The 22339-nt window shown below is 73.4% G+C and carries 24 protein-coding genes; 5 read left to right on the top strand and 19 right to left on the bottom strand.

Features of this window, described 5'->3' with window-relative positions:
• The 4 genes from TOK_RS22470 to TOK_RS22455 form a co-directional block, all read left to right on the top strand.
• A partial coding sequence (locus TOK_RS22470) for an alpha/beta fold hydrolase (RefSeq protein ID WP_216362058.1) occupies positions 1 to 668 on the top strand: 668 nt, incomplete at its 5' end.
• Positions 669 to 705: 37 nt separating this feature from the next.
• Positions 706 to 981: a muconolactone Delta-isomerase family protein gene (locus tag TOK_RS22465; RefSeq protein WP_098959964.1), complete on the top strand. Its 276-nt coding sequence runs from the start codon at positions 706 to 708 to the stop codon at positions 979 to 981.
• Between the two features lie 2 nt (positions 982 to 983).
• Positions 984 to 2684: a thiamine pyrophosphate-requiring protein gene (locus tag TOK_RS22460; RefSeq protein WP_172457711.1), complete on the top strand. Its 1701-nt coding sequence runs from the start codon at positions 984 to 986 to the stop codon at positions 2682 to 2684.
• 63 nt (positions 2685 to 2747) lie between these two features.
• On the top strand, positions 2748 to 3557 hold the full coding sequence (locus TOK_RS22455) for an alpha/beta fold hydrolase (RefSeq protein WP_098959962.1): 810 nt from the start codon (positions 2748 to 2750) through the stop codon (positions 3555 to 3557).
• On the opposite strand, the gene TOK_RS22450 is transcribed toward TOK_RS22455, so the two are convergent.
• The 7 genes from TOK_RS22450 to TOK_RS22420 all read right to left on the bottom strand — a co-directional run bounded on the left by TOK_RS22450 (position 3546) and on the right by TOK_RS22420 (position 10961).
• Complete coding sequence (locus tag TOK_RS22450; protein ID WP_098960060.1) at positions 3546 to 4538, bottom strand: alpha-ketoacid dehydrogenase subunit beta; 993 nt, start codon at positions 4536 to 4538, stop codon at positions 3546 to 3548. The two genes, TOK_RS22455 and TOK_RS22450, sit on opposite strands and share 12 nt — an antisense overlap.
• The gene (locus tag TOK_RS22445) at positions 4535 to 5497 is read right to left on the bottom strand and encodes a thiamine pyrophosphate-dependent dehydrogenase E1 component subunit alpha (RefSeq protein ID WP_253258561.1); all 963 of its coding nucleotides are present in this window, start codon (positions 5495 to 5497) and stop codon (positions 4535 to 4537) included. The genes TOK_RS22450 and TOK_RS22445 overlap by 4 nt, the downstream gene beginning before the upstream one ends.
• The gene (locus tag TOK_RS22440; protein WP_098959961.1) at positions 5494 to 6477 is read right to left on the bottom strand and encodes an alpha-ketoacid dehydrogenase subunit beta; all 984 of its coding nucleotides are present in this window, start codon (positions 6475 to 6477) and stop codon (positions 5494 to 5496) included. Before TOK_RS22440 ends, TOK_RS22445 begins: the two co-directional genes overlap by 4 nt.
• 36 nt (positions 6478 to 6513) lie before the next feature.
• Positions 6514 to 7536, bottom strand: a complete 1023-nt coding sequence (locus TOK_RS22435) for a thiamine pyrophosphate-dependent dehydrogenase E1 component subunit alpha (RefSeq protein ID WP_253258571.1) — start codon at positions 7534 to 7536, stop codon at positions 6514 to 6516.
• Positions 7537 to 7541: 5 nt separating this feature from the next.
• Positions 7542 to 8423: a sugar phosphate isomerase/epimerase gene (locus TOK_RS22430; RefSeq protein WP_098959959.1), complete on the bottom strand. Its 882-nt coding sequence runs from the start codon at positions 8421 to 8423 to the stop codon at positions 7542 to 7544.
• A complete protein-coding gene (locus tag TOK_RS22425) occupies positions 8420 to 9772 on the bottom strand; it encodes a dihydrolipoamide acetyltransferase family protein (RefSeq protein ID WP_098959958.1) in 1353 nt (450 codons plus the stop codon). Before TOK_RS22425 ends, TOK_RS22430 begins: the two co-directional genes overlap by 4 nt.
• Before the next feature lie 184 nt (positions 9773 to 9956).
• Positions 9957 to 10961, bottom strand: coding sequence for a helix-turn-helix domain-containing protein (locus TOK_RS22420; RefSeq protein WP_098959957.1), 1005 nt, complete (start codon positions 10959 to 10961; stop codon positions 9957 to 9959).
• Positions 10962 to 11185: 224 nt separating this feature from the next.
• On the opposite strand from TOK_RS22420, the gene TOK_RS31900 reads away from it, so the two are divergent.
• Positions 11186 to 12238: a zinc-binding dehydrogenase gene (locus TOK_RS31900; RefSeq protein WP_172457710.1), complete on the top strand. Its 1053-nt coding sequence runs from the start codon at positions 11186 to 11188 to the stop codon at positions 12236 to 12238.
• A 2-nt stretch (positions 12239 to 12240) separates the two neighbouring features.
• On the opposite strand, the gene TOK_RS22405 is transcribed toward TOK_RS31900, so the two are convergent.
• The 12 genes from TOK_RS22405 to TOK_RS22355 all read right to left on the bottom strand — a co-directional run bounded on the left by TOK_RS22405 (position 12241) and on the right by TOK_RS22355 (position 22330).
• Positions 12241 to 13188, bottom strand: coding sequence for a D-2-hydroxyacid dehydrogenase family protein (locus TOK_RS22405; protein WP_216362065.1), 948 nt, complete (start codon positions 13186 to 13188; stop codon positions 12241 to 12243).
• A gap of 2 nt (positions 13189 to 13190) precedes the next feature.
• A complete protein-coding gene (locus TOK_RS22400; RefSeq protein WP_098959954.1) occupies positions 13191 to 13934 on the bottom strand; it encodes a hypothetical protein in 744 nt (247 codons plus the stop codon).
• Positions 13935 to 13943: 9 nt separating this feature from the next.
• Positions 13944 to 14732, bottom strand: coding sequence for an IclR family transcriptional regulator (locus TOK_RS22395; protein ID WP_172457709.1), 789 nt, complete (start codon positions 14730 to 14732; stop codon positions 13944 to 13946).
• A gap of 90 nt (positions 14733 to 14822) precedes the next feature.
• Positions 14823 to 15647, bottom strand: a complete 825-nt coding sequence (locus tag TOK_RS22390; protein ID WP_098959952.1) for an SDR family NAD(P)-dependent oxidoreductase — start codon at positions 15645 to 15647, stop codon at positions 14823 to 14825.
• Positions 15644 to 16339 carry a cyclase family protein gene (locus TOK_RS22385; RefSeq protein ID WP_098959951.1) on the bottom strand — a complete coding sequence of 232 codons (696 nt, stop codon included), beginning with the start codon at positions 16337 to 16339 and terminating at the stop codon, positions 15644 to 15646. The genes TOK_RS22390 and TOK_RS22385 overlap by 4 nt, the downstream gene beginning before the upstream one ends.
• Complete coding sequence (locus TOK_RS22380; RefSeq protein WP_098959950.1) at positions 16336 to 17238, bottom strand: amidohydrolase family protein; 903 nt, start codon at positions 17236 to 17238, stop codon at positions 16336 to 16338. Before TOK_RS22380 ends, TOK_RS22385 begins: the two co-directional genes overlap by 4 nt.
• Positions 17235 to 17957 carry an alpha/beta fold hydrolase gene (locus tag TOK_RS22375; RefSeq protein WP_172457708.1) on the bottom strand — a complete coding sequence of 241 codons (723 nt, stop codon included), beginning with the start codon at positions 17955 to 17957 and terminating at the stop codon, positions 17235 to 17237. The genes TOK_RS22380 and TOK_RS22375 overlap by 4 nt, the downstream gene beginning before the upstream one ends.
• A gap of 1 nt (position 17958) precedes the next feature.
• Positions 17959 to 18312, bottom strand: a complete 354-nt coding sequence (locus TOK_RS32790) for a DUF4286 family protein (RefSeq protein WP_172457707.1) — start codon at positions 18310 to 18312, stop codon at positions 17959 to 17961.
• Positions 18309 to 19316, bottom strand: coding sequence for a Gfo/Idh/MocA family protein (locus TOK_RS22370; protein WP_098959948.1), 1008 nt, complete (start codon positions 19314 to 19316; stop codon positions 18309 to 18311). Before TOK_RS22370 ends, TOK_RS32790 begins: the two co-directional genes overlap by 4 nt.
• Positions 19317 to 20090: an SDR family oxidoreductase gene (locus tag TOK_RS22365; RefSeq protein WP_098959947.1), complete on the bottom strand. Its 774-nt coding sequence runs from the start codon at positions 20088 to 20090 to the stop codon at positions 19317 to 19319.
• Positions 20091 to 20177: 87 nt separating this feature from the next.
• Positions 20178 to 21434, bottom strand: a complete 1257-nt coding sequence (locus TOK_RS22360; RefSeq protein ID WP_098959946.1) for an ABC transporter substrate-binding protein — start codon at positions 21432 to 21434, stop codon at positions 20178 to 20180.
• Complete coding sequence (locus TOK_RS22355; protein ID WP_172457706.1) at positions 21431 to 22330, bottom strand: sugar phosphate isomerase/epimerase; 900 nt, start codon at positions 22328 to 22330, stop codon at positions 21431 to 21433. Before TOK_RS22355 ends, TOK_RS22360 begins: the two co-directional genes overlap by 4 nt.
• Positions 22331 to 22339 lie beyond the last annotated feature (9 nt).

Below are 22339 nucleotides of genomic sequence, written 5' to 3'. Positions count from 1 at the left end.
GGGTCGAGCCGTACCTGCGCGCGGCGGGGCACGACGTGCTCACGCCCACCCTCACGGGGCTGAGCGAGCGCGCGCACCTGCTCAGCCCCGCCGTCGGTCTCGACACCCACATCCAGGACGTCGTCGCGCTGCTCGACGCCGAGGACTGCCGCGACGCCGTCCTGGTGGGGCACAGCTACGCCGGGCAGGTCGTCACCGGGGTCGCCGACCGCCGGCCCGACCGGCTCGCGATGCGCATCTACCTCGACGCTTTCGTCGGCGGCGACGGTGACGCCGCCATCGACCTGCTGCCCGAGGAGGTCGCCGTGCACTACCGGGAGTCGGTCGCGACGGCCGGCTTCGGCTGGCTCATCCCGCAGCGCTCCCTGCACGTCCTGGGCGTCACCGACGACGCCGACCTGTCGTGGCTCTCGCCGCGGCTCACCCCGCACCCGTGGCGCACCTACACCCAGCGGCTCGAGCTGAGCGGCGCCCACGCCGACGTCCCCGCGCACTTCGTCGAGTGCACCGACTGGATGCGGGCCTTCGCCGCGCACGCCGAGCGTGCCGAGGCGGCCGGCTGGCCCGTCTCCACCATCCCGACCGGGCACGAGGCGATGGTCACCGCGCCCGAGGCCCTGGCCAAGTCCCTGATGGCGGCCGTCGTGGCCGTCGACGCGGCGGCGTAGGTCGCTCCGCCCGCGCACGCATTTCTGGAGGCGAACGATGGAGTTCCTGGTCCGCGCCGAGAACAAGCTGCCCGTGGACACCCCCGAGGAGGAACGCGCGCGGCTGAAGAAGGGCGAACGTGCCCGCGCCGACGAGCTGCGCGCCGCCGGCAACCTCAAACGGCTGTGGCGGGTGCCCGGACGCAACGCGACGATCGGCCTCTACGAGGTCACCGACGCCACCGAGCTGCACGACGTCCTCGCATCGCTGCCGATGTTCCCCTGGATGGACATCACGGTCGAGGCCGTCGCGACCCACCCGCAGGAGCAGTGATCGTGGGCTCACCGGAAACGGTCGCGGAGTCCTTCCTCGTCGCCCTGCGCGAGCGCGGCGTCGACCGGCTCTTCGTCAACGCGGGCACCGACTTCGCGACGATCGTCGAGGCCTACGCGCGCCGCAAGGAGTCGGGTCTCGCACTTCCCGACGTGATCGTGTGCTCGCACGAGAACCTCGCCGTGTCGATGGCCCACGGCTCCTACCTGGGCGACGGCCGGGTGCAGGCGGTCATGCTGCACACCAGTGTCGGATCGGCCAACGCCGTCTGCGCGGTGTCCAACGCCGCCAGCGCACGGGTGCCGGTCCTGCTCTCGGCCGGGCGCACACCGCTGTTCGAGAGCGGCATCCTCGGGTCCCGCGACTACGGCATCCACTGGGCGCAGGAGATGTTCGACCAGGCCGGCATGCTGCGCGAGCTGGTCAAGTGGGACTACGAGCTGCGCGACGGCGCCCAGGTCCGCGAGGTCGTCGACCGGGCCCTCGACCGCGCCCGCACCGACCCGCCCGGACCGGTCTACCTGTCGCTGCCGCGCGAGGTCCTGGCCGCGCCGACGTTCACCGGCACCGCCGTGGCGGCCGCGCCCGTCCCGACGGTGGCCCATCCCGATCCCGTCGCCGTCGCCACACTCGCCGAGCACCTGGCGACCGCCCGGTTCCCGCTGGTCGTCACCGGTGACTCCGGCGCCGACCACGCCACGGTGGCCGCGCTCGCCGATCTCGCCGGCCGTTACGGCATCGGCGTCGTCGAGAGCGGGCCGCGCCACGTCAGCCTGCCCGCCGACCACCCGATGCACCTGGGCTACCGGCCCGGCGAGGTGCTGGCCGACGCCGACGTCGTCGTCACCCTCGACCTCGACGTGCCGTGGCTGCCCGCCGCGGTCTCCCCCGCCGACGACGCCGTCGTCGTGCAGGTGGGGCCCGACCCGCACTTCGGCCGGTACCCGATCCGCTCGCACCGCTCCGACCTGACGATCACCGCCGGCTGCGGCCCGCTGCTCGCGGCGCTCGGTCCGGCCCTGGAGGCCAGGGCCGAGCGGATCGACTCCGGACGCGCGACCCGGATCGAGGAGCTGGGTGGGCGGTGGCGGGCGCGTCGGCAGGCGTTGCTCGACGCCGAGTCCGGCGCCTCGGACGCGCCGATCACCAAGGCGACGATGAACGCGGCGCTCGCGTCGGTGCTGGCAGGCGACACGGACTCCGTCGTCGTCAACGAGTACTGGGCCCAGGCCGAGGTGCTCGCCCCGACCGTTCCCGGCTCCTACCTGGGCACCCCGCCCGCCGGTGGGCTCGGCTGGGGGCTGCCCGCGGCGATCGGGGTGAAGCTCGCGCGTCCGGGCGCCACCGTCGTCTCGACCCTCGGCGACGGCGCCTACCTGTTCGCCAACCCCGCGGCCTGCCACCAGGCGATGGCGATGCACGGGCTCCCGGTGCTGACGATCGTCTGCAGCAACAACCACTGGGGCGCGGTGCAGGCCTCGGCGCTCAAGGTCCACCCCGACGGGCACGCCGCCGCGTCGGCGGACCTGTCGCCGCTGGCCCGGCTCGACCCGGTCCCGGCGTTCGAGGCCTACGCCGAGGCCTCCGGCGGGTTCGGGGTCCGGGTGCGCTCACGCGGCGAGCTGGTCCCGGCGCTGGAGCAGGCCCTGCGTGTGGTTCGTGAGGAGGGCCGCCAGGCCCTGGTCAACGTGGAGTGCTCCTAGCCTGTGAGTGGCGATGGTCGCTACAGCGACCATCGCCACTCGGGACCGTTGTTGGATGGGCATGTGATCGACCCGCCCGCGCCCTCGTTCCTCACCGCTCCCGACGGGATCCGGCTCGCCTACCGGGAGGTCGGCGAGGGGCGACCGACGGTGCTGCTGCACGGATTCTCGTCGACCGCGACGATCAACTGGGTCGCCCCCGGGCACGCGGCGGCGATCGCGGCGACCGGGCGGCGGGTCATCCTGCCGGACCTGCGCGGACACGGCGACAGCGACCGTCCCCACGACCCCGCGGCCTACCCGTCCGACGTGGTCACCGACGACGTGTTCGCCCTGCTGGACCACCTCGGGCTCGCCGACGACGGCTACGACCTGGGCGGATACTCCCTCGGCGGGCGGACCTCGTTGCGCGCGGTGGTGCGCGGGGCACGACCGGGGCGGCTCGTCGTCGCGGGCATGGGGCTCGCCGGGGTCACGCACATGCGTGGCCACGCCTTCGCCGGCGTGTTCGGCACGGTGCTCGCCGACCCGGCCCCCGCAGCGGGGGCCTTCGCACCGGGCAGTGCGGAGGGTCGCATCACCGACTTCATCGCACGGATCGGGGCCGACCGGACCGCGCTGCGGCTCGCGCTGGGTACGGCCGTCGACACCCCGGCCTCCGACATGGCACGCATCGAGGTGCCCACGCTCGTGGTGTGCGGCGACCGCGACGATCCCGACGACGCCCGCGCCCTCACCGACGCGTTGCCGCACAGTGTGTTCGCGACGGTGAAGGGTGATCACATCAGCGCGGCCAACCGCTCCGACGCGCTGGGCGGGGCGATCGCGGTGTTCCTCGCCGGCCGGGCGGGAGAACGTCACTCACAGGGTTGACGTCGGGACTCGGCCCAGCGTCGCGAGCACGGCGTCGCGGATCCCGGCGGCGCCGGGCAGGTAGGCGTCCTCCAGCGGTGGGCTGAGCGGGATCGGCTGGAAGGGCGCGCCGACGCGTTCGACGGGGGCGTCGAGGTCGTCGAACGCGGCGTGCTGAACGGCAGCCGCGACCTCGGCGCCGAACCCGCCGTGCAGCACCGCCTCGTGGGCGACGACGAGCCGGTTGGTGCGCCGCACCGAGCCGACGATCGTGTCGAGGTCGAGCGGGACCAGCGTGCGGGGGTCGATCACCTCGACCTCGACGCCCTCCGTCGCGAGCTCCTCGGCGGCGGTGAGTGCCTCGCCGACCATGCGCGACAACGCGACGACGGTGACGTCGCGACCGGCGCGGCGCACCGCGGCCCGGCCCAGCGGGATCGGCTCGACGGGATCGGGCACCGGCTCGCGACGGAAGTACAGGACCTTGTTCTCGACGACGACCACCGGCCCCGGCGAGGCGATCGCGCTCGCGAGCAGCCCGGCGGCGTCGGCGGCGCCCGACGGCATGACGACGGTCAGCCCGGGCACGTGGGTCAGCCACGCCTCGAGGCTCTGCGAGTGCTGGGCGCCCGCCCGCTGCCCGGCGCCGCCCTGGGTGCGCAGCACCATCGGGACCGACAGCTGCCCGCCGGACATGAAGTGTGCCTTGGCCGCCTGGTTCACCAGCTGGTCCAGCGCCAGGGTGATGAAGTCGACGTACATGATCTCCAGGACCGGCCGCAGCCCCGACTGCGCGGCCCCGACGGCGACACCGCAGATGGCGGCCTCGCTGATCGGGGTGTCGATGACGCGACCGGCGCCGAACTCCTCGACCAGCCCCGCGGTCGTGGTGAACGGCCCACCGGCGCTGACGTCCTCGCCGAGGACGAACACGTCGGGGTCGGCGCGCATGGCCTGGGCAATCGTGGTCGAGATGGCCTTGGCGTAGGTGAGGTCGGTCATCGGAGCTCCTCCGGTACGGCCGACGGGAAGGGGCTCGACCGCGCCCACGTCACGGCGTCCTCGACCTCGGCGCGCGCACGTTTCTCCAGCTCGGCGGGCTCGCCGGCGGGAAGCCAGCCGGCGTCGTGGCCCGCGCGCTGCAGCCGCAGGATCGGGTCCTTGCGCTGCCAGTCCTCGGTGGACACGGCCTCGCGGTAGCGGTCGGGGTCGCCCTCGTAGTGCCCGCGCAGCCGGTGGGTGAGGCACTCCAGCAGGGCCGGCCCCTCCCCCGCCCGGGCGCGGGCGAGCAGCGCGGAGAACGCGGACCAGACGTCGGCGACCTCGTTGCCGTCGACGGTCTGTCGGGGTAACGGGTAGGGCGCGACGACGTCGCCGACCCGCTCGACGGTGGTGTGCGCCGAGCGCGGGGTGAACTCGGCGAACCCGTTGTTCTCACAGACCAGCAGCACCGGCAGCCGCCACAGCGTCGCCAGGTTGACCGACTCGGTGAACAGCCCCGCCTGCACCGCGCCGTCGCCGAAGAACACGACGGCCACGACGTCGGTGCCGCGCTGTTTCGCGGCGAGCGCGGAGCCGAGCGCGAGGGGGATGTTGCCGCCGACGACACCGGTCGCCCCCAGGAAGCCGTGCGCGACGTCGACGAGGTGCATCGACCCGCCCATCCCCTGGCACAGCCCGCCGTCGCGGCCCATCAGCTCGGCCATGGTGCGGTCGAGCGGGGCACCCTTCGCGACGGCGTGGCCGTGGGCGCGGTGTCCGCTGTACACGGCGTCGTCGTCGCGCAGCTGGCGACAGACCGCGGCGGCGACGCCCTCGCCGCCGATCGAGAGGTGGATGAGCCCGTGGACCTCGTCGGCCCGTTTCAGGGCGCCGACCTGCTCCTCGAACGCCCGGATGCGCCACATCGTGGCGAGGAGGTCGCGAAGGACCCGGGCGTCCACGGTGACCGCCGTGGTCACCGGCCGGCCCCGACGGTCGCGTCCACCGCCCGGCGCACCCCGGCGACGATCTTGCCGACGTCGGGCAGCACGAAGTCCTCCATCGGCTTGGCGTAGGCGATCGGCGCGTCCAGGGCGGTGACCTGCACGATCGGCGCCCGTAGTGAGGAGAACCCGGCCTCGGCGACCTCCGCGGCGACGATCGCCGACACCGACGCGTGCTTCGTCGCCTGGTCCACGAGCACCAGCCGGCCGGTGCGCGCCACCGACGCGAGGATCGTGTCGACGTCCAGCGGCGCGATGGTGCGCGGGTCGATCACCTCGACCGACACCCCGTCGGCCGCCAGCTCCTCGGCGGCCTCCAGCGCCCGGTGCACCGTCCACCCGGTGGCGACGATCGTGACGTCGGTGCCCGGGCGGACGATCGCGGCCTGCCCGAACGGGACGAGGTGCTCGCCCTCGGGGACGTCACCGGTCTCCAGCGTCAGCAGGTAGTGGTGCAGGAACAGCACCGGGTTGTCGTCGCGGATCGCGGTGGCCATGAGCCCCTTGGCGTCCGCGGGTGTCGAGGGCAGCGCGACCTTGAGGCCGGGGACGCCCATGAACATCCCGTAGATGGAGCCGGTGTGCTGGCCCGCCCAGCCCGCGGTGAAGCCGTAGCCGGCCTTGAGCACGAGCGGCGCGGTGACCTGGCCGCCGGACATGTAGTGGAACCGGTTGGCCTCGTTGACCACCTGGTCCATGGCGACGAGCAGGAACTCGGCCATCGTGCAGTCGACGACGGGCCGTTTGCCCGCCAGCGCCGCCCCCGCGGCCATGCCGATCTCCGCGGTCTCCGAGATCGGGGTGACCCGGACCCGGTCGGGGCCGAAGGTGGCGACGAACGGGTCCTCCGGGCTGCCGCCGACGCTCTGCCCGATCAGCAGGACGTCGTCGTCGCGGGCCATCTCCTGATGGATGCCCTCCATGATCGCGGCGATGTAGGTGATCTCGCGGGCCATCACGTGCTCCTGGGGTCGTACGTGCGTCGGACGGGATCAGGCGTGGACGAACCGCAGGGCCGCGGCCGGATCGGGATCCGGGCTCGCGAGCGCGAAGTCGACCGCGCCCTGCATCTCCGCGACCGCCCCGGCGACGATCGCGTCGGCCGCCGCGGCGTCGAGGACGCCGCCGGTGACGAGCGCGCCGCGGTAGCGCGGGACCGGGTCGCCGCGCTTCGCGGCCTCGTACTCGGCGACGTCGCCGAAGACGGTGACGGCCTCGTGCTCCGGGTAGTGCAGCGGCACCCCGGGCGGGGCGATCGAGTTGCCGTGCGCGGAGAGCCGGTAGACGAGCGACTCGACGAGCGTCGGCCCCTCGCCCGCGCGGGCCCGGGCCACCGCCTCGGCGAGGGTCGCGTGCACGACGTCGGCGTCGCCACCGTCGATCGTCACGCCCGGCATGCTGTAGGCCTTCGCCTTGGTGGCCAACGGTTCCCCGGCGGCGGCGTTGGCGTCCTCCTGCTCGACGCGCACCGACACGCTGTAGCTGTTGTTCTCCATGACGTAGACGATCGGCAGCTTCCACAGCGACGCGATGTTCAGCGACTCGTGGAACGCGCCCTGTTTGCTGGCGCCGTCGCCGAAGAAGCAGAGAACCACGTCGCCCGTGCGGGCGGCGGATCCGGCGCTGCGGACCTGCGCGGCGTAGGCGGCGCCGGTGGCCTGCGGGATGGACTGGCCGACGATCCCCGACGTGCCGAGGAACCCGTGGGCGGGATCGGCGAGGTGCATCGAGCCGCCGTACCCGCCGCAGATGCCCGTCGTCCTGCCGTAGATCTCGGCCATCAGGGCCCCGGGGTCACTGCCGAGCGCGATCGGGTAGCCGTGGCAGCGATAGGTGGCCATGACCTGGTCGCCGGGCCGGAGCGCGGCGATCGACCCGACGATCGACGCCTCCGCACCGTCGGCGAGGTGGGTGTGCCCGCGGATGACGCCCGGGTGTTCGGCGAAGCTGCGCTTGACGCGCTCCTCGAACTCGCGGATGCGCACCATCTGCCGGTAGGTCCCGACGCGGTCCATCGCCGTCACGCCCCTTCCGCCGCGACCGGCGCGGCCAGTGCAGCGGAGGTCGTGTCGGCCGTCCGCCGGAAGATCTCCTCGACGGGCAGTGCGCGCAGCGCGTCGGAGAGCACCTCGACGCCCCACGGCCCGCGGTAGCCCAGCCCCCGCAGCGCGGCCACGTATCCGGTGATGTCGAACTCGCCCTCGCCCGGCAGCCTGCGGTGGCGCGTCGTCTCCCGGCTGTGGTCGGGCATGTTCGCGACCTGCCCGTCGGAGAGCTCGACGAACGTGAGCCGCTCCGGCGGGATCGCCGCGAGGTCACCCGGGGTGATCCCGAGCTTGCCGAGGTGCCAGGTGTCGATCGCGATGCCGCCCTGGGCGGGGTCGGACGCCGACACGATCTCGCACACCCCGGCGATCGACGGCGCGTTCACGTCGAAGGGCATGAGCTCGTAGGCCAGCGGCGGTACCCCGCGGTCCGCGGCGTCGGCGCACATCGCGGCGAAGCCGTCAGTCAGCTGCGCCATCGACGCCTCGGTACGCCTGAGGTTCCCGAGCTTGATGTGGTGGGCGCCCAGCTCGACGGCGGCGGTGAACAGCAGGTCGCGCTGGGCGTCCGACGCGGTCCGGCGGGGGTCGCCGGGCTCGACGAACCAGTCGTTGAGGAACTCGACCTCCAGGTCGCGCAGGCCGGAGTCGACGAAGATCGACCGGATCTCGCCGAGGGTGCGCTCCTCGAGCAGGTGTTCGAGGTCGGCATGCCACAGGCCGAGGCCCGTCAGCCCGACGCGCGCGGCCTGGGCGCAGCGGTCGGGCCAGTCGAACAGGCTCCATTCGCGGCCGGTCCCGATCTCGACCGGGCCGGCGACGGTCCAGTACGAGCCGAGGACGTCGGTTCCACTCATGTGGCTGCCCCTCCCGGGACGTCGAGCAGCAGGGTGTGCGGATGGGCGAGCAGGTCGACGAGGTCGCGCAGGAAGCGGGCGGCCTCCGCCCCGTCGAGGACGCGGTGGTCGCAGGCGAGGGTGAGCGTCATGACCGTGCGGCCGGTGCCCGGTTCCGGGCGTACCGCGCCGACGGCGAGGATCGCCGCCTGCCCGGGGATGACGACGGCCTGGAACTCGCGGACCCCGAACATGCCGAGGTTGGAGACGGTGAAGGTGGCGCCGTCGAGGTCGGCGGGGGTGAGCCGGCCCTCCCGGGCCCGGGCGACGACCGCGCGGCTCGCGGCCGCAACCCCGCCGAGGGTCCGGGTGTCGGTGTCGCTGACGACCGGGACGACGAGCCCCGCGGTGGTCTCGACGGCGACGCCGACGTTGACCCGCCCGTAGCCGGCCGGGGTGTCGGTGCCGTCGGGGACTCCGGCGTTGACGTGCGGGTGGCGGCGCAGGGCACGGCCGGCGGCAGCGACGACGAGGTCGGTGACCGTCGGCGCCGGCCTGCCGACGTGGTCGGCGGCAGCGGCCAGCGCGGTGCGCAGGTCGAGCGCGGCGGTCATGTCGGCGTCGGCAGTGAGCGCGAAGGCGGGGATCTCGCGGGCGGACCGCGCCATGCGCTCGGCGGTGACGACCTGGATCCTGCTGCGCGGCAACGGGGCCACGGCGCCGCGGGCGTTGCAGGACCCGGCGGCTGCCGACTCGGCGGCGGACTCGATGTCGGCCCGCACGACGCGCCCGTGCGGGCCGGTACCGGTCACGGTGGCGAGGTCGACCGCCAGCTCGCGGGCGCGGCGGCGCGCGAGCGGGGAGGATGCGACCCGCACCCGGGCGGGTCCGGGCTCCGCCCCGGACACCGCACCGGGTGCGGCCGTCCCCGGCACGCCGGACCCGGGCCCCTCGCCCGTGCCTGCCGCACCGCGGTCCTGTCCGGTGGGTCCCGGGCCGGCCGCCCGCGTGGTGTCCGCGTCGGCCGCCGGGTCCGGCACCGGTGTCGTCCCTGCCGTGGTCGTCCCTGCCGTGGTCGTCCCTGCCGTGGTCGTCCCTGCCGTGGTCGTGTCGGCACCCGTACCGCCGACCCTGGCGATCACGGCGCCGACGGGCAGCGTCTGTCCCTCGGCGGCGAGGATGTGCAGCACCCCGGCCGCGTCGGCCTCGAACGCCACTGTCGCCTTGTCGGTCTCGATCTCGGCGAGCTCGTCGCCGCGGGCGACGGCGGCGCCGGACTCGTGCAGCCAGCGCACGATCGTCCCCTCGGCCATCGACTCCGACAGCCTCGGCATCCGCACGTCGACGGCCGCGGGGCCCGTGCCGGTCATCGCGCTCCTCGCCCCGTCCTCCGCCACGGCTCCGCGGCGGCCCCGCGACGCGGCGGGCGTCGACGGTTGCACGCCGCGTCACGGGGTAGGACAAGCGTCGCCGTCAGGACCCGTTGTGAGCCATCGGGTACGCGCCCGATTACCTGTCGATGCGTGCACCCCCGGCGCGGGCCGGGCGACGGGATCAGCTCGCGGCGGTCTCCCGGGCAGCGCGTCGGACGTCGCGCGGGGAGATGCCGTACTCCCGTTTGAAGACGTGCGAGAAGTGCGTGGCATCGGAGAAACCCCACCGGAACGCGATCTCGGTGACGGTGCCCGCGGTCGGCTCCTCGAGGTCCTCGCGGCAGCGGGCCAGCCGCGACCGGCGGACCAGCGCCGCGACCGACTCGCCGGTGTCCTCGAACGCCGAGTGCAGGGTCCGCACCGAGATGGCGAGCACCTTTGCGATGGTCTCCGGGCCGAGGCCGGGGTCGGGCAGGTTCGCACGCACGTAGCGGCGGACCCGGGCGCGCAACGCCTCCCGGCGTGCCTCCCTGGTCTCGGGCATCCCCGGTTCGACGACGGCGCGCAGCAGCTCCAGGACGACGTCGGCGGCCGCGGCACCGGTGCGCTCGTCGAGCAGTGGCAGCTCGGCGGCGAGCGCGTCGACGTAGCGGACGAGCAGCCGGGTTCCCGGCCGCTTCTCCAGTGACGTCACCGAGCCCACGTCGGCCAGCCGCGGGCTCACCGCGTGCACGAGGTCGCGCGGGAGGATCAGGGTGCGTTTGGTGAACGGCTCCACGACCTCCACGCCGACGGCACGGGACCCGTCCCACAGCCCGACCGCGCCTGCCTCCAGGACGTGGTGCTCGGTGCGGGACCGGATGACCTTCTCCGCCCCGCGCAGCACCATCTGCAGCCCGATGTGGTCCTCCCCGGGGTCGCCCATCAGCGCTGACGTGCGGCGCCCGGCGAACGGGGTGCAGGAGCACTCGACGAGGTCGAGGTCGCCGAAGTGGCGCCGCTCGACGCGGCCGGCGAAGCGCCCGATGTCGGGCAGCCGCACGTCGAACGCGACGTGTGTCGCGGCGAGCACGTCCTCCCACTCCGGCACGGGCCGGACCGAGCTGGGGTCGACGCGCCAGCTCTCCGATGCGTCGTCCACCGGCCCGGTCGTGCTCGTCGACATCGGTGTCGACAGGGCAGTCATCGCCTCGCCCCTTCCGTCGTGGTCGTCCGGCCGTCGCCCGGAGCCACCCGTCCAGCGTGACCCACGGCCCCGTTCCCCCTCAACCCGCAGCGCGCGGTTTGGCAGGCCGCGCACCGTTGCATGTGCATCCACGCCGCACCGGCGCGATGGACGCAGCAGCGCCGGTAGCGTCCGCCGCGGCCGGCCCTGCCGACGCAGGACACTTCGGCCGGCGAGGAGGCGTCATGCGTGCCGGGGTGTTCCGTGGCAAGGGCCGCATCGAGGTCGAGGACGTCCCCGATCCCGTCGCCGGCCCGGCCGACGTGGTCCTCGACGTCCACGGCTGCGGCGTCTGCGGCTCCGACATCGGACAGTTCCGCGCAGGCAGCGCCCGCGACGGCCAGATCATGGGCCACGAGTTCGCGGGCACGGTCGTGCAGGTCGGCGCCCGCGTCGAGGGCATCGCCGAGGGCGACCGGCTCACCGGGCTGCCGATCCAGCCGTGCGGCGACTGCCGCCGCTGCCGCGCCGGGCTCGCACACCTGTGCGAGCGGTGGACGACCCGCAGCATCGCGTTCGGCCTGCCCGGCGGGTTCGCGGAGCGGCTGCGCATCCCCGACGCGCGGCTCGGGCAGAACGTGCACCGGCTCCCGGACCGTCCCGACGCCGGGCCCGAGGCGGCGCTGGACGCGGGGACGCTGGTGGAACCGTTGTCGGTGGCCGTGCACGCGGTGCGGCTCGCCGATCCTGGGCCGGGGCGCAGCGCCGTCGTCACCGGGCTGGGGACGATCGGGCTGCAGGCCGCGCAGACGTTGCGGGCCAGGGGTTGTGGGCCGGTGGTCGGCGTCGATCCTGCGCCGCTGCGCCGGGCGGTCGCCGAGGAGCTGGGCATCGTGACGGTCGACCCGACGCTGGGCGAGGACGCCCTCGCGGGAACGTTGTGCGCGCTCACCGGCGACGGGGAGGCCGACATCGTGGTGGAGGCCAGCGGCGTCGGCGCGCTGGTCGCCGGGGCGATGGAGATCGTGCGCCCCCGCGGGACCGTCGTCCTGGTGGCGCTCTACCACTCCCCCACGACGTTCGAGCCGATGCGCGCGGTGCAGCGCGAGGTGGTGCTGCGCGGCAGCGCGAACGTCACCCCCGAGGACTTCCGCGACGCGATCGACCTGATCGGGTCGGGAGCCGTCGCGACCGCCTCACTGCTCACCCACCGGGTCCCGCTGGAGCGGGTACAGGAGGCCTTCGAGGCCCAGCTCGACGCGACCGCGGCGGTGAAGGTGCTGGTCACGACCCGCTGATCTCACGTGATCACCCGGACCGGCGTGCCGGCGGCGAACGCCGCGATGTCCTCGACGACCTCGCGCCAGAAGATCGCGTAACCGTCACGGGTGACGTAGCCCAGGTGCGGGGTGGCCAGGACGTTCGGCAGCGTCCGGTACGGGTGGTCCGCGGGCAGCGGTTCGACGTCGAACACGTCGAGCCCCGCCCCCGCGATCCGCCCGTCACGCAGGGCCGCGACCAGCGCGTCCTGGTCGACGATCGGTGCCCGCGACGTGTTCACCAGGTACGCGGTCGGTTTCATCAGGGCGATCTCGTCGGCCCCGACGAGGCCGCGGCTGCGGTCGGAGAGCACGAGGTGGATGGTCAGGAAGTCGGCGGCCGAGACGAGCTCGGCCTTCGACGCGGCCAGGCGCACCCCGGCGGCGTCCGCGGCGTCGGCGGTCAGGTTCTGGCTCCACGCGAGGACGTCGCACCCGAACGCGAGGCCGACCTTCGCGACGCGGGACCCGATGCGCCCCAGGCCCAGCACCCCGAGGGTGGCGCCCGCGAGGTCGACGCCGATCGTCTGCTGCCACGGGGCGTTGCCGCGCAGCCCGGTGTTCTCGGCGACGAGGTGGCGCGCGAGCCCGGTGATCAGCGCCCACGTCAGCTCGGGGGTCGACGTCGCGACCCCGCCCGTGCCGCACACCGTGACCCCGCGCTCGGCGGCGGTGGCCATGTCGACGGACGCGTTGCGCATCCCCGTGGTGACCAGCAGTCGCAGGTCGGGCAGCTTCTCGAGGACGTTGCGCGGGAACGGGGTGCGCTCACGCATGAGCACGACGGTGTCGTACCCGGCGAGCCGCGCGACGAGCGCGTCCTCGTCGGCGAGGTGGTCGCCGAACACGTCGACCGTCGCGTCGAGGCCCGTCCAGTCGGCCGAGGTGAGCGCGACGCCCTGGTAGTCGTCGAGCACGGCACAGCGCAGCGTCACGTGTCCTCCTGGGGAGCTCCGGTGGGGACCACCTGGTCCCGGGTCAGCCGCGCGAGCAGCCGCATCACGACGACGGTGCCGATGTCGGCGCCCGCCGCGCTGAGCCCGTCGGCGACGGTGGCGCGGACGGCGTCGGCCGACGCGGGGTCGGGCCACGCACCCTCGACGAGCAGGAACCGGCGGCCGACGCCCGTCGGGACGTCGCGGTAGGTGCCGGTGGCGTCGCGGGCCGTCGTGACCGCGGGATCCACGTCGGCGACGTGCACGGCGAGGGTGCCGGACCGGTGGAGGAGGTCCGTCGCGAGTTCCCCGACGACCTTGTCGCGCAACGGGTCGGGGTCCTGCGTCGCGGGCCCGAACTCGGCGAGCACCAGGTCGCCACCCTCGCCGCGGGCGGCGGTGTGCACCACGTCGCAGACCGTGCGGCTCATCCGCGACATCACCGGGACCCAGCGCGCGGTGCCGGGCGTCGGGTCGTCGAGGGCGGCGAGGTAGGCCGGCGAGCGCAGGACGGCGACGTCGTCGGTCTCGTACACCGCGAGGTAGGAGACGGGGTCCGGGCCCGGCGCCACCCAGCGCCGGGCCCGGCGGAACCCCGGGGTGGCGACGCGTTCGGGCAGGTGCTCGTGGGTGTACCAGTCGTCGAAACCGGGGTGGCCCGCCGGGTCGCCGGGTCCGTGCACGATCAGCAGCCCGCGGCCGAGCAGGCCGGGGCGGACGGGTGCGCTTGTCGGTCTCACGCGGGCGGCTCAGCCCCCGCCCCGCGCGGGCGCGGGATCGCGGTCGTCGCCGGTGGGTTCCGCATCGTCGTCCCGGCCGTCCTCGTCGAGCATCGCGACGGCGTCGCGCAGCACCCCCAGGTACACGTTGCGCTGCTTGCGGTACCGCTCCACGGGCGCGGAGACCGTGTAGCAACCCATGAGCATCCCGTTGCGCCACACCGGCACCGCGACGCAGGCGACGCCGGCGGAGAACTCCTCGACCTCGGTGGCGTAGCCGTTGCGCGCCACCTGGGCGAGCTCCTTGGCGAACACGTCGGGGTCGGTGATCGTCCGGTCGGTGACGGCCGTGAGCGGGTGCATCGCGAGGTAGCGCTCGCGATCCTCCGGTTCCGCGAAGGCCAGCAGCACCTTTCCGGAGGCGCGGGCGTTGGCGACGCCGCGGTAGCCGGGCCGCAGGTTGGTCACCTGCACAGCGTGCGTGCCGGACAGGTGCGCGAGCACGACGGGGTTCCCGCTGCGCCACGCCGTGAGGTAGGCGCTCTCACCGGTCTCCTCGATGATGCGCCGCAGCGGCGCGACGAGCTCGGGCGGCGGCACTGTCTGCTGGGCGTAGGCGACCGACAGCACCTCCATCGCCAGCCCGAACCGGTACTGCTTGCGCTCGTCGCGGGTGAGCAGCTTGGCGTCGACGAGCGTGTTGAGCAGGTGGTACACCGTCGGCACCGACGTGCCCAGCTCGGCCGCCATCCGGTTCACCGAGCGTTCCGACTCGGGCAGCGCCGCGATGAGCATCAGCAGCTGCGCAGCACGCGACACCGACTGGATCCTGGTGCCCGTTCGTCCCTCGTCCGGCATACGTCGCCCTGCACTCTCGTCGTCCTCGTCGGCCTGTCCGTGCGGCGGCGGTCAGCGGTCCGGGCTGCGGACCGACACCCCGCCGTCGACGGGCAGTGTCGTCCCTGTGATGTAGCGGGCCTCGTCCGACACCAGGAACAGGGCCGTGTAGCCGACGTCCCAGCCGGTGCCCTCGATCCCCAGCGGGGACGCCGCGCGCCGCTTGTCCCGCAACGACGGGTCCATTCCCTCGGACGCGACCATCGGCGTGTAGATCGGCCCGGGCAGGATCGCGTTGACCCGAATCCCTTGCGCCGCATGATCGATCGCCATGGCCTTGGTGAGCGCGATGACCGCGCCCTTCGCCGTCGTGTACGGGGTGAGCCCCCGCGGACGGATCGCGGAGATCGACGACAGGTTGACGATCGCGCCGCCCCCACCGTCGGCCATCACGGGGATCACGGCGCGGCTGGCCGAGACGACCGTGCGCAGGTTCACGTCGATGACGCGGTCCCAGTCCTCGTCGGTGGTCTGCAGGATCGTGCCCGCGCCCTCCGTGCCGACGTTGTTGTCCAGGATGTCGATGCGGCCCCAGCGGTCGACGGCGGCGGCGACCATGGCGGCGCAGTCGTCGGCAGAGGTGAGGTCGGCCTCGAAGGCGACGGCCTCGCCGCCCTCGGACTCGATCCCGTCGACGGTGGCCTTCGCCGCGGTGGTGTCGCGGTCGACGACCATGACCTTCGCGCCGTGGCGGGCGAACAGGATCGCCGCAGCCCGGCCGGTGCCGATACCGTCGCCGCGGGAACCGCCGCCGGTGACGATCGCGATCTTGCCGTCGAGGCGGCGCGGGTTGGGTTCGGTCTGGGGCAGAGCGGCGTCGAGACCAGGGGCGGTCATGCGTTCTCCTTCACTGCGCGGGCGATCACCGGGGCCGGGGCGCCGTCGCCGCCGCGGATCGGCAGCGGGACTGCGTTGATCTCCACCCGCTGCCCGGCCAGCTCCTCCAGGCGCGGTCCGAGGTGCTCGATGATCAGGATGTCGCGCGGCAGCAACGTCATGTGCACGGGATAGGCGTAGTCCGACGGACGGTGCGCGCCACCGAGATCCGGCGTCGTCGTGTCGACGCCCACGAGCTTCACACCGCGTTCGACGAGCCAGTCCGCGGCGTCGTCGCCGAGATAGGGGTGGTCGCGGTACTCCGGGGTGCCGAAGTGGCGGCCGTAGCCGAAACAGAAGAAGACGATGTCGCCCTCGCGCACGTCGGGGTCCATCGCCTCGATCTCGGCGCGCGTCACCGGGACGACGCCTTCGCGGCGGGCGTCGATGACGACGCCCGGCCCGACGAACGCGTCGACCGGGTACTCCTCGATCGCCCTGCCGCCGGGCAGGAAGTGCAGCGCGGCGTCGACGTGGGTGCCGACGTGCGTCGACAGGGTCAGGTGCGTGATCCGCACCGCCGACCCGGGTGGCCCGGTCCCGATGTACTGCGGGGTGAAGCAGACCTGGCTCTCCGGCAGGGCCCGCGGCATCTCCTCGTACATCGGCTGGGAGAGGTCGACCCACTCGCCGGTCCCGACGGGCCGGCTCACGACAGCCCCAGCAGCATCGACGCGGTGCCGCCGAGCATCGCGGTGACCTCGTCCTCGGTGACGGTGGCCCCGTGGCGGGCGGCGATGGCGGGCAGGTCGCGGAAGGTGTCGACCCAGGCGTCGAGCGGCATGACCGTCGAGACGCCCGGGCAGTCGCTGCCGAAGATCACCCGGTCCAGCCCGATGCCGTTCCGGATCTCGGCGACGCGGGCGACGAACCGGGCCTCGTCCTCCAGGAACAGGCCCTGCCACAGCGACAGCTCGAGGTAGAGGTTCGGCTTCCAGCGGGCCATGTCGAGCGCGAGGTCGAAGTAGGCGCGCTGCCCGGCGTGCAGGATCACGAAGTCGACGTCGGGGAAGTCGGCGGCGGGCTCGTCGAGGTGCAGCGGGCTGCAGTAGGTGCTGACCAACGGCGCGGCCAGCGGCCCGGTGTGCGACACGACGGGGACCGAGTACTCCCGCGCGAGCTCGTAGAGCGGGCGGCACACCGGGTCGGCCGGGGAGAACCCGGCGCACGGGTGCAGCTTCAGGCCTTTCGCACCGGCGTCGAGCGCGTCGCGGAACAGCGCGGCCGCGTCCGGGCGGCGGGGGTCGACGCCGAAGAACGCGATGAAGTGGTCCGGGTCGGCACGGGCCAGGTCGGTCGCGAGGCGGTTCTCCTCGGCGATGCTCCGGTCGCCCTCGCCCAGGCGCAGCCCGTAGTCCCCGAGCAGCAGGCACGAGCGGTCGACGCCGGCCTTCTCCATCTCGGTGCGGATCTCGGCGGCGCGGACGCCGACGTCCTGGACGGTGTCGCCGCCGTGGGCGTGCCCGACGGCGGTGCCGCGCGCGGCGATCTCGCGGACCACGGCGTAGCGCTCGAAGATCGACCAGAGGTGCCGGTGCAGGTCGATGATCATCGGTGCTCCCCTCCCACCCACTCCAGGTGGGCGCGTACGGCGGCGGCGAACTCGTCGGCGTTCTCCATGAAGGCCATGTGCGGGGCGTCCAGCTCGACGAGGCGCGCGTTCGGCAGCCGGGACGCCAGGTCCTTCATGACCTCCAGCGGCGTGGATGCGTCGACGCGGCCGGCGATGCACGTCGTCGGCACGGTGATCTCCGGCAGCCGGTCCAGGACGTGGTGGGTGCCGACGGCCCGCCAGGTGTCGGCGAGGGCGCCGGGGTCCATGGCGAGCAGCCGGTCCCGGGAGTAGCCGAGGTAGGGCGCGCCGGAGGCCAGGCCGTCGGCGGTGAACCAGCGGGTCATGGTGTCGTCGAGCATGCCCGCGGACCCGCGCTCCTCGGTGGCGGCCGCGCGGTCCTCCATGACGTCGGTGGCGCCGTCGGGTGTGGTGCAGGCCAGCACCAGCGAGCGCACAATCGCGGGGTGGTCGAGCGCGAGGTGCATCGCGACCATCCCGCCGAGCGAGGCGCCGACGACGTCGAACGGGCCGCGTGTGTGCCCGGCGATCTCGTCGGCCATGTCGGCGAGGGTCAGCCCGGGCCGGGCACGACGGCGGTCGCCGTGGCCGGGGAAGGTGACCGCGTGCACGTCGAGGGTGTCGGGGCTGTCACCGGGGTCGAGGAACCCGGCGGCGTCGCGGTCCAGCCCGACGGGGTGCAGGAACAGGATCGTCACGTCAGGCCTCCGGCGAGCGGACGGCGTGCACTTCGTGGCCCTCGGGGATGTCGGGGGTGATCTCGCGGTAGACGTTGCGCACCATCGTCGTGAAGTGCGGCTGCAGCTTCTTGGTCCACTCGCTCGGCGGGCGGATCCGGCAGTACTCCTCGGTCTCCAGCACGTCGGGGTCGTCGAGGTCGTAGAGCGCCAGGTACTTGGGTTCGCCCTCGACGGAGACGAAGCGCCGGGCGGTGAGGAACCCCGGGCACCGGACCCGCTCGGGGAAGTGCTCCTCGGTGTACCAGCGGTTGAACTCCTCCTCGTACTCCGGATCGATGTCGATCAGGACGAGCAGCAGGCCCTTGGCAGTCACGCGGTGTCCTCCTGAACTGACGGGCGGACCGGGAGCGGCCCGGCCAGTGCGTAGGCGTCGCGGGTCAGGTCCATGACCGCGGCCATGTCGGTGAGCGAGGCGAGCGGCGGTTCGCCCTCGCGGACGCGGCGCAGCGCGTCGCGCACGAACACCGGGTAGTGCGGCACGTTCGTGGTGTGCGCCGTGATGTGCTCCCGGGTGCCGTCGGGTGCGACGATCTCGACGTCGGTGGGCGACGTCGCGATGACGTAGTGGTCGCGCGCCTTGACGGAGAAGTGCATGTCGAAGTCCGAGTGCGGGCCGGGCATCAGGTACCCCACCTCGCCGACGAACACCCGCCCGCCCGAGCGCAGCGTGACCAGCGAGTAGTCCTCGACCGGCAGACCGTAGGCGGCGTTGGACATCGTCGCCGACGAGACCCACACGTCGTCACCGAACAGGACGCGGGCGAGGTCGATGAAGTGCACGCCGAGGTTGACCGTGCAGCCGCCGCCGGAACGGGCCGGGTCGAGCATCCAGCCGCAGCCCGAGTCGGGGTAACGCGTCGGCGGCCCGGCGATCCAGCGGAACGACAGGTACGACGGATCGGTGTCGGCGAAGCGCTCCCGCATGACGGTGAGCAGCTCGCTCTGCCGCCACACGAACGGCACCGCGGCGAAGACGCCGGCGTCGCGGGCCCGGTCGGCGATGTCGTGCACCTGCTCCGGGGTGAGCCCGCACGGCTTCTCCATCGCGAACGGGGTCCCGTTCGCGATGAGCGTGCGCGCGGTGGCCGCCATCTCGTCGTGGGCACCGAGGGCCAGGACGAAGTCGGGTGCGGTGTCGCGCAGCAGCGCGTCGACGTCGGTGGCCGCCGCGGCACCGAGGTCGTCGGCGATCCGGGTGGCTGTGGCGGGGTCCGGGTCGTGCACCCCGACGATGTCGCCCTCCTGGCGCAGCGTCGGCGCGAACAGGTCGAGGTGCCAGTGCCCGGCACCGGTGACGGCGATCCGCGGTCTGCTCATCTACAGGCTCCTGTTGACGCCGCCGTCGACGACGATCGTCTGGCCGGTCACGTATCCCGCTCGGTCGGAGCACAGGAACGCGCACAGATCGCCGACGTCGGACGGCCGGCCGATGCGCCCCACCGGGATCTCGGCGGAATGGCGGCGCAGCTGCTCGTCGAGGTCGATCCCGGCCGTGGCGGCGACCATGCCCTGCAGCTCGCGGAGCCGGTCGGTGAGGATCGGCCCGGGCGCGATGGTGTTGACGGTGACGCCGTCGCCGGCGTGGGTGTCGGCGACGACCTTGGCCAGCACGGTGACCCCGGCCCGGGTGGCCTCGGAGATCACGAGCCCGGGCTTCGGTTCGCGCACGCCGTAGCCGGTGAGGGCGACGACCCGGCCGCGGCCGGACGCGACGAGATGCGGCAGCGCCGCGCGCAGCAGGCGGACCGCGCTCATCAGGACCTGCCGGTGGCCGGTGTCCCAGTCGTCGTCGCCGGACTCGGCGAAGGTGACCGCCGGCGGCGGACCGCAGTTGACGACGAGCACGTCCAGCCCGCCGAGCGTCTCGACCGTGCGGGCGACGAGCGCGGCGATGTCGTCGGCACTCTCCAGGTCGGCGGGGACGTGCCCGGCGGCGCCGACGTCGCGCGCCGCGGCGGCGAGACGCCCGGGGTCGCGCGAAGACACGACCACCCGCGCCCCCTCCGCGGTCAGGGCCGCCGCGCATGCGCTGCCGAGCCCGGAGCTCGCCGCGGTGACGAGCGCCCGGGTGCCGGTGAGGCCGAGGTCCATCGCGTCCTCTCGGGAGAAACGAACAAGGGGTCCGGGCCGCCGCGGTGGGGTCGACGACACCGCGGCGGCCGGACGATCAGGCCCGGGTCACGGGGTGGGACCCGCACCCAGCGGCAATGCGTCGGTCGACGCGACGTCCTTCGGGAACACCGTCTTGAGCGTCCCGTTCTGCCACTGCACCAGGATCGGCTTGATGTACTTGTTCGCGCCGGTGGCGTCGAAGCCGACCTTGCCCGGCGGGACGGCCGACGCCTGGCCGGTGGTGAAGTCCGTGCTCGACAGGGCGTCGCGGATCTTCTGCGGGTCACACGTCTTGCCGGTGTCCATGACCTGGGCGAGCTCGTAGATCGCGGCCCACGACTCACCGGCCTCCTGCGGCATGAACGCGTTGTACTTCTTCTGGTACTCCGCGGCGGAGTCGGCGACGCCGGTGAGCGTGACGTCGGAGTTCCACGCGGCCGAGGCCATGATCCCGTTGGCCGAGTCGCCGAGGGCCTTGGCGAACTGCGGGGCGAGCGCACCGCCGCCGCCGGACGTCGCGATCGGCGTCGTGACGCCGCGGGCCCGGATGCCCTTGATGATGAGCGACAGGTCGGAGACGTTGCCGCCCAGCACGATCAGGTCGGCGTTGGCGTCGGAGACCCGGTTGACGATGGCGGTGGCGTCGGACAGGCCGTTGGGGAAGATGACCTGTTCCTTGACCTGCACGCCCTCCTTGCCCGCGCCGGCGACGACGCCCGCGGTCTGGGCCTTGGTCGACGCGTCGTCGGAGCCCGCGACCGCGAGGGTGCGCAGCGGCCGGTTCTGCGCGGTGTAGACGCCCTTGGCGTCGGTCACCGTCTCCGAGCCGAACGCCGAGGCCTTCGGCGGGATCTGGAACAGGTACTTGTAGCCCTTGGCCGTGAGGTCGTCCACGAACGACTGCGTGATCAGCGGGACCTTCTTGGTCTCCGTGGCGACGACCGTCGTCAGCGTCATGCTCGACAGGTAGGAGCCGACGACCGCCGAGACGTTGTTGGACTGCAACAGGTTCTCGGTGACCGTCTTGGCCTGCCCGGGGTTGTCGGAGCTGGTGTCCCCGCTGACGACCTTGATCTTGGCCCCGTTCAGGCCCTTGATCCCGCCGGCGGCGTTGATCTCGTCGGCGGCGAGCTGCATGCCGTTGAGCGAGTTCTGGCCGTTCTCGGCCCAGACCCCGGACAGGGGGTAGGGCGCACCGATGTTGACGGTGTCACCGCAGTCGATCGACTGCCCGCCCTGGTCCTGGGTGGCGATGCCACCGCAGGCGGTGGCGAGTGTCAGCAGGGCGACGGCTGCCGCCGCCCCGGCGATCCTGGTCCTCATCGCGTCTCCTTTGACGTGGCCGTCGCCGCGGGGGCGCCGGTGATGACCTTCTGGAGGAATGTCAGCGATGCCGCGAGCCGGTCACGCTGGTCGGCGACGCCGGGGTGGTTGTCCAGGCCCTCGACGGAGAGCCGGTACGGCTCGGCGCGGTCGGCGGATCCCGCCAGCACGCCGACGAGCGAGGTGAGGTCGGCGACCCCTTCGCCCGGGTAGCACCACTGCACGTCGAACCCGCGCCGGTGGAAACGGTCCTCCACGTAGCGCGAGACGAGCCGGAAATCCTTCACGTGACCCGAGGGTGCGAGCGGGGCGAGCCGGGTGATGACCGGCAGCGGGTCCTGCAGCGACGAGATCGGGTTGATCAGGTCGAGGAACACCCCGACCCGGTCGGTGCCGACGCCGTCGATGATCTCGGCGTACTCGTCGGCGGTGAAGTCCGAGTGGTTCTCCAGCAGGATCTGCACGTCGCCGGAGACCTCGTCGGCGGCACGCCGCAGCGTGTCGGTGACGTAGCGCTGCTCGGCCGCGATGAGCCCGGGACGGTCGAACAGCTCGGCGCGGTAGAAGCCGGAGGAGACGCGGGCGAAGGGGCTGCCGATGGTCTCGGCGAGAGCGACCCAGCGGGTGATGCGCTCGACCCCGCCGTCGATCGTGTCGCCGTTGCCGACCCGGCCCACGACGTCGCCGGACAGTGTGATGCCCAGACCCAGGTCGCCCGCGAGCCCGCGCAGGGACTCCAGCCCGGCGGTGTCGCGGTCGCGCACGTGCACGGCGTTGAACTGGACGAAGGTGTAGCCGAGGTCGGCGACCTCGCGCAGCACGTCCTCGAGGGAGATCTCGCCGGCCTCGAGGCGGCAGTGGTAGGAGAGCGTGTCGACGCCCAGCACGATGTCCACGGTCGGTCC

The organism is Pseudonocardia sp. N23, from assembly GCF_002583555.1.
Classification (GTDB): Bacteria; Actinomycetota; Actinomycetes; order Mycobacteriales; family Pseudonocardiaceae; genus Pseudonocardia.
Note: the sequence above shows the minus strand (reverse complement) of the source record. Positions and strands in the feature narration are given on the sequence as shown.